The organism is Phascolarctobacterium sp. (genome assembly GCF_045124115.1).
Classification (GTDB): domain Bacteria; phylum Bacillota; class Negativicutes; order Acidaminococcales; family Acidaminococcaceae; genus Phascolarctobacterium_A.
In genome coordinates, this window is sequence record NZ_JBGVLF010000004.1 from 83,019 (window position 1) to 89,709 (window position 6,691).

A 6,691-nucleotide genomic window follows, 5' to 3' on the forward strand; every position below is an offset into this window, starting at 1 on the left:
GTTATGAAGAACACAAGAGGATCCGAATGGCATAAATGGGATCTACATTTACATACAGCGTCATCTTACGATAGTTCATATAAGGCGGAGAATGCGGATATATTATTGTGCCAAGCATTAAAAGATAATGAAATTAGTGCGGTAGCGATTACAGATCACTTTAAAATAGATAAAGATAGAATAAAACATTTACGTGAATTGGAACCAGATATTGTGTTCTTCCCAGGAGTAGAGTTAAGAACTGATAAAGGTGCAAATAATTTGCACTTAATTCTTATATTTTCTGAGCAAATAGATTTGGATACTTTATCTGCTGATTTTGATGCAATTATGTTACGTAGTAAAGCAAAATCAAAAGATTCAGACGAAACAATATATTGGTCATTTGAAGATATTGTGAATTTTTCTAAAGAACATGGCGGCTTGTTGTCAATTCATGCCGGAAAGAAAACGAATGGTATAGACAAAGAAATTTCAAATGCTTTACCGGTAAAGGAAGCTATTAAAGCGGATATAGCAAATAATGTTGATTTTTTTGAGGTAGGTAGAAAAAAAGATATTGATGATTATTATAAATATGTTTTTCAAGAGGTAGACGAAAAACCTATTGTATTGTGTTCTGATTGTCATGACCCGAGAAATTACTCGTCAAAAGAAAGTCTGTGGATAAAAGCCGATTTAACTTTTGAAGGATTAAAACAATGTATTTACCAGCCGAAAGAAAGAGTTTATATAGGAACTATTCCACCGACATTGGACAGAGTGAATAGAAATAAAAAAGCAAATATAGATGTATTGTCTGCACATAGAATTGATAAACCTCAAAACGATGGAATGTGTTGGTTTGATTTTGAGTTGGAATTGAATGCTGGATTGGTAGCAATAATAGGAAATAAAGGAAGTGGAAAGAGTGCATTATCAGATATAATAGGGCAAGTATGTAAATGTAAGACGATGGGAAGTGCATCGTTTTTAAATGATAATCGTTTTAGAAAGATGCCTAAAAATTTTGCAGCTGATTACATTGCTCAAATAAAGTGGAAAGACGGACATACAGAAGAAAAGTCTTTAGATGAGCAGGAATATGAGACAGTAATAGAGGATGCTCAATATTTGCCACAAAAATATATAGAAGAAGTTTGTAATGATATTGGGAACGTTTTTCAAGAAGAGATAGATAAAGTAATCTTTTCATATGTAGATAGAACCGAACGAGGGAATGCAGCCAATTTAGATGAGTTGGTTATAAATAAATCTCAGCATATTAATTTTGAAATTTTAAATTTGCAGATGGATATAAAAGATTTGAATGAACAAATTATTCGTTTGGAAAAGAAGAAAACAACGCAATATTATGCCTTGATTAGTGATAGTTTGAAAAAATACAATGAGCTGTTGGAAAGACATGAAAAAAATAAGCCCGCAGAAGTTGCGAAGCCGGAACAGAAGGCGGAAAATATTCAATATCAAGAGAGTCTCAAAAAAATTAATTCTGAGATAGAGGTATTAGAAACTGAGATAGAGCAAATTAAAAATGATTTGACTCAGATAAACATAGCTATTAATGATACACAACAGATTTTAGGTAAATTAAAAACATTAAGGGCTGATTTTGATAGTGTTCGAGAAGTCGTTTACGAGTATATTAAAAGATATTCTTTGGATGTGGAAGAAAATGGTTTGGAATTGAAAATGCCGGATAAAATTATATCCACCTATAAGAATAAACTTATTACCGATAAAACTATAAAACAAGTGACTTTGAATGGCAGTGATTTCGATAAAGGATTAATTGAGAAATTAGATGAAGCTTTAAATAAAAAGAAAGAACTTATTTCGACCACAGATATAGAAGAAAAGAAATATCAAAAATATCTACATGATATTCAAGAATGGGAGAGTGAGAAACGTAAGATTATTGGAAATAAGGAAACAGAAAATTGTTTAGAATATTTTAAGACAGAGAAGGAATATTTAGACCAGAGTCTGGACTGTGAATATTTTACAGCTCGTAATCAAAGAAATGAGAAATTTAGAGAATTATTTGCTTTGAAAAATAAACTTGTTTCTGTTTATGAAGAAATATATGCACCTGTGGAAAGCGAAATTACTAAGTTGTTAGGCTCATTAGAGGATACAATAGAATTTGAAGCGGAAATGCAATTGATTCATGAAGAATTTTCGGACAAGATTCTATCATCAATCAGTCAGCGATATGCAGGTGCTTTTAAAGGTAAAGCAGAGGCGAATAATCGAATGAGCAAATTATTGAAGAATACAGATTTTTCGAATGAAGATAGTGTCTTGGAATTGATTAATAATATTATTATTGCTGTCGATGAAGATATTGATAATTCAGAAAAGAAAATTAGTGATAAGAGTGTGTTTTACAATTATTTGTATGAATTGGATTATCTCGGGGTTTCCTTTAAATTGAAGATGGGAGGTAGAAATTTGGAAGAATTATCTCCTGGTGAAAGAGGAATCGTATTATTGATTTTTTATCTTGCATTAAGTCAAAATAGCATGCCAATTATCATTGATCAACCAGAAGATAATTTAGATAATCAGTCAGTATACAATAAATTAGTTCCGTGTATTTGTGCAGCGAAACAAAAACGGCAGGTAATTATAGTTACACATAATCCTAATATAGCGGTTGCATGTGATGCAGAGCAAATTGTATGTTGTCAAATGGATAAAAATATCCATAGTATTACATATATATCTGGTGCAATAGAAAATGAAGAAATCAAAAAATGTGTTGTAGACATTTTAGAGGGAACCATGCCAGCATTTGATTTGAGAAGAAGAAAATACGTATAAGGAAGTGATAACATTCCCTTGATAACAATATGATAACAGCAGTTCAGATAACCTATACTATTTGGATAACTGGTATTAAAGAAAATCAAAATGTATAATATTTCCCATACAAAAAAGTATGGTATTAAGATTCGGTTATTGAGTTTGAATAAGCAGGGCTAAAATGGGCTTAATAAAAACCTTACTGACTTTCAGAATGCTGATTGTCGGTAAGGTTTTTCTTCTTTTTTAGAACTTTATTATTGGTATAGTTATAAAAAGTGCTATAATGTTTACGTTGAACAGAGTTCCTTAAACAAAAACGGTTGCGTATGCTATCAAGAAGGTATAAAGAGGCGCTAGCTATGTTTCTTGCAATGGATGTTTTGATGATTGCTTTTATGGAGGGAATAAGATGATTCAAAAAATATTGGCAAAAATGATTGAATATGATGCTAATGATCCTAGAAGAATACATCATTTTTTAAAGGTGTATGGTTTTGCACATCTGATAGGAGAGCTTGAGGGGTTGGCGAAAGATGAACTTTTTACGTTGGATATTGCAGCGATTTTACATGATATTGGGATTCATCTTGCTGAAGCAAAATATGGCAGTTCTAATGGTAAGTATCAGGAAGAGCTTGGTCCGGATGAAGCGAGGAAGTTGCTGAGTGAATTTGCACTGTCTGACGAAGTAGTGGAGAGGGTTTGTTTTTTGATTGCTCATCATCATACATATAGTGATGTAGATGGGCTTGATTATCAAATTCTTCTGGAAGCTGATTTTCTGGTGAATGCTTATGAGGACGATTTGTCTACAGATGCGATTGCCTCCTTTAGAGAAAAAGTATTCCGCACAAAGACTGGGATTAAGATATTAAATACTATGTTTGGACTTTAGTTAAAAGCTGCGTAGATGCGAAAGTGCCTAAGCAGCTTTTCGTGTTATATGGTGCTATTTTGCAAAATATTCTTATTAGAATTTATGCATAATGCCATATATATCCGTTTTTGTGTACACGTATAGTGAATACACAAATAGAATAACGGATAGATTTTGCTATTATATGTAACATACGATACATTATTCGACAGAAAAGTAACTAGATGTTGGTTGTAACAGTTAAAGTGTTGCGTGGGGGGATAAAGGGTGCTATAATGGACTTGTGTAGCGTGACGAATATTTAGCTGGGAACTTTATATGTACGTCGCGTATTGACAGCCAAACTATTCTGAATTTTTGTATTTCGGATTAGTTTTACTGCCGAAAAAGTAGCTTTGTTAAAAGAAAGGCTGGGATTTTTTATGGCAAAGAAAATGATGAAGAGAAGTCTGGCGCTGGGCGCTTTGATGGCATTCGCTATTACCGGTAGCGCAATGGCAGCGGACTACACTATGAGTGGAGACAAAATCCATAATGTTTCAGAGATGATTACTGGTGAAAATACTTTATCTGGTAGTGGTACTTTGACTATCAACAACTGTATAGCTCAAAATCACGTTATAATGGATAGCAAACTTACTGTTAATGGTGTTGATCTGGTAATAAATTCTGCTGTAACAGGTGAAAGTGATTGGGGTGTATTGAGAAACGCTACTATCAATAGTGATAGTAAAATAACTATTAACCAAACAGGGAAAGATGCTGCTATTGGTTATATGGCTGCAAATGATAATATTACCGCTGCTGAACTTAACATTGTTTCTAAAGGTGCTAGTGCCATTTATTCTAATGGTGATGATGTAAAAGTGTTGGATGCAGATAAAATTACTTTGGAATCTACATTTGTTGACGGAACATCTACTGCTGGTACTTTCTTAGCTGAAAATGCACAACTTACTATTAAAGATTTTAATGAATTGACATCTAATACCTATACTGAAGTAACAAATGATGGTGGCTATGGCTTTATGAGTACCGGTAATTCTACTATTGTTATTACTGGTAGAGAAGATAGTACTGTTAAGGTATACAGTGAGGGTATGGCTGCTTTGGGTGCTATTAATAATGGCTCTACGACTGTTACTGCTAGTACTGTTGAATTGAGCGAGGATAAATTTAGAGATAGTGATGAAGCTAGAAAGAGCGGTGTGGTTGCTGTTCAAGATAGTGGTCAACTTACCATTAATGTTGACAAAAAATTAACTATTGAAGACAAACAAAACCGTGAGGGCGAGAATGCTACTAATGCAATCAAAGTAACTGGTGGTAATTTTGTTCTGAATAATACTCAAGAAGCTGTTGTTGAAATTAAGGGCGATATTACTCAAACTGCGGGCAGCATGACGTTGGAACTGAAAAATGCGGAGTCCTCTTTGAATGGTACCATTAATACTGCAACTGAAGATGCAAAAATTTCCTTCTCCAATGGTGCAACTTGGAACAATGATGGTGCAAGTAATGTAAAGAAACTGACTGCTACTAATGCTGTTATTAACCAAAAGGCTTCTGAGAATATTACTGTTGGTGAATTTAGCGGTACTGCTACTGTAAACTTCGTTGAAGATGGTAAACTTTTGATAAATGCTGGCGAAGGTTCCATAGAAGTAACTACACAAGCCGGTAAAGCTGATGAAACTGTAGCCAACCAAATTGGTAAAATGGATGCTGCTAACATCACTGCAACAATTGTAGAAGCAGAAGGCGCAGTAACTGGCGAAAATATTAGAGAAATCACTTTTAGTAAAGAAGATACTGCAGCTGCTGGTTATAAGCTGGGTACTCTTGGAGAAATCATTTCTTCCAAAGCAAACACCACTAACCCTGCTATCGCTGACATGGCAGCTTTGGGCTTGGCAGCATGGCGTGCAGACAACGGCACTCTGATGCAACGCATGGGTGAACTGCGCAATGCTAACGGCGAACAAGGCACTTGGGCACGTATGACCCGCACTGAAAGCGAATACGGTGTAGCTGATATGCAAGGTAACACCTACAGCGTAGGTTATGACCAAAAAGTTGCCAATGACTGGACTGTTGGTGCAGCTATTACCTACAAAGATGCTTCCGCAAGCTCCACTAAAGGCAGTGCAGACATCGAACAAAAAGGCATCGCTTTCTATGGCACCAAACTGAATGAAAACGGCACTTACATTGACGTAGTAGCTAAATACACCAATTTGGACAACGACTACACTGTAAACGGCGGTATCGGCAGCGGTGATTATGACGCTGATGCATACAGCTTGAGCGCAGAGTACGGCAAACGTTTTGCTCAAAGCAACGGCTTCTGGGTAGAACCTCAAGCAGAACTGACTTATGGCCATGTTGGCAGTGCTTCCTACACCACCGCAGCAGGCAAAGCTTCTCAAGATAGCTTTGATAGCTTCGTTGGCCGTGTAGGCGTATTGGTAGGCAAAGATGTTGCAGCAGGCAATGTATACGCAAAAGCATCCTACCTGTATGATTTCGATGGTGAAGCATCCATGAGCTTTAGCGATGGCACAATTTCCAAGACCATTGAAGACGACCTTGGTGGCGGTTGGTTCGAAGTTGGCGTTGGTACCAACATCAACCTGAGCAAAGCAACCTACGTATATGCAGACGTAGAAAAGACCTTCTCCGGCGACGTCGACACCAAATGGCAATGGAATCTGGGTGTACGCTACAGCTTCTAATCTGCTAAGAACATTGTTAGTTGCGTTGATCAATCTCTTTTGAAAAGTAAAGTACCTCCTGCGGTAGAACGCTGGAGGTACTTTTTGTATGCAAAAGCCCTCGTATGGAGACGAGGGCTTTCATAGTAGCGTGTGGTTACATAACTAATGTGGTATTCAAACTTTTCGCTAGTTCCTGAAGTTTTTCTAGGGATAGCTTTACAATATACCCTATAATACGGACTAAATTAGCTAATTTAAAAAAGGAAATTATACAGTTCTATACTGG

General features: G+C 35.8%; 3 protein-coding genes. All 3 read left to right on the forward strand.

Annotated features, from left to right (window positions below):
* The first annotated feature begins 3 nt into the window (after window positions 1–3).
* Complete coding sequence (locus tag ACJMM4_RS00795) at window positions 4–2,826, forward strand: TrlF family AAA-like ATPase (protein ID WP_405382572.1); 2,823 nt, start codon at window positions 4–6, stop codon at window positions 2,824–2,826.
* A 394-nt stretch (window positions 2,827–3,220) separates the two neighbouring features.
* Entirely contained in the window at window positions 3,221–3,706 is a 486-nt protein-coding gene (locus ACJMM4_RS00800) for an HD domain-containing protein (RefSeq protein WP_405382574.1), read from the forward strand.
* A 404-nt stretch (window positions 3,707–4,110) separates the two neighbouring features.
* On the forward strand, window positions 4,111–6,423 hold the full coding sequence (locus ACJMM4_RS00805; protein ID WP_405382576.1) for an autotransporter outer membrane beta-barrel domain-containing protein: 2,313 nt from the start codon (window positions 4,111–4,113) through the stop codon (window positions 6,421–6,423).
* The last annotated feature ends 268 nt before the right edge of the window (window positions 6,424–6,691 follow it).

What these genes read in the sequence shown, in the direction of transcription:
- ACJMM4_RS00795 (WP_405382572.1), top strand. Translation starts at nt 4, where the DNA reads ATGAAGAACACAAGAGGATCCGAATGGCATAAATGGGATCTACATTTA.
- ACJMM4_RS00800 (WP_405382574.1), top strand. Translation starts at nt 3,221, where the DNA reads ATGATTCAAAAAATATTGGCAAAAATGATTGAATATGATGCTAATGAT.
- ACJMM4_RS00805 (WP_405382576.1), top strand. Translation starts at nt 4,111, where the DNA reads ATGGCAAAGAAAATGATGAAGAGAAGTCTGGCGCTGGGCGCTTTGATG.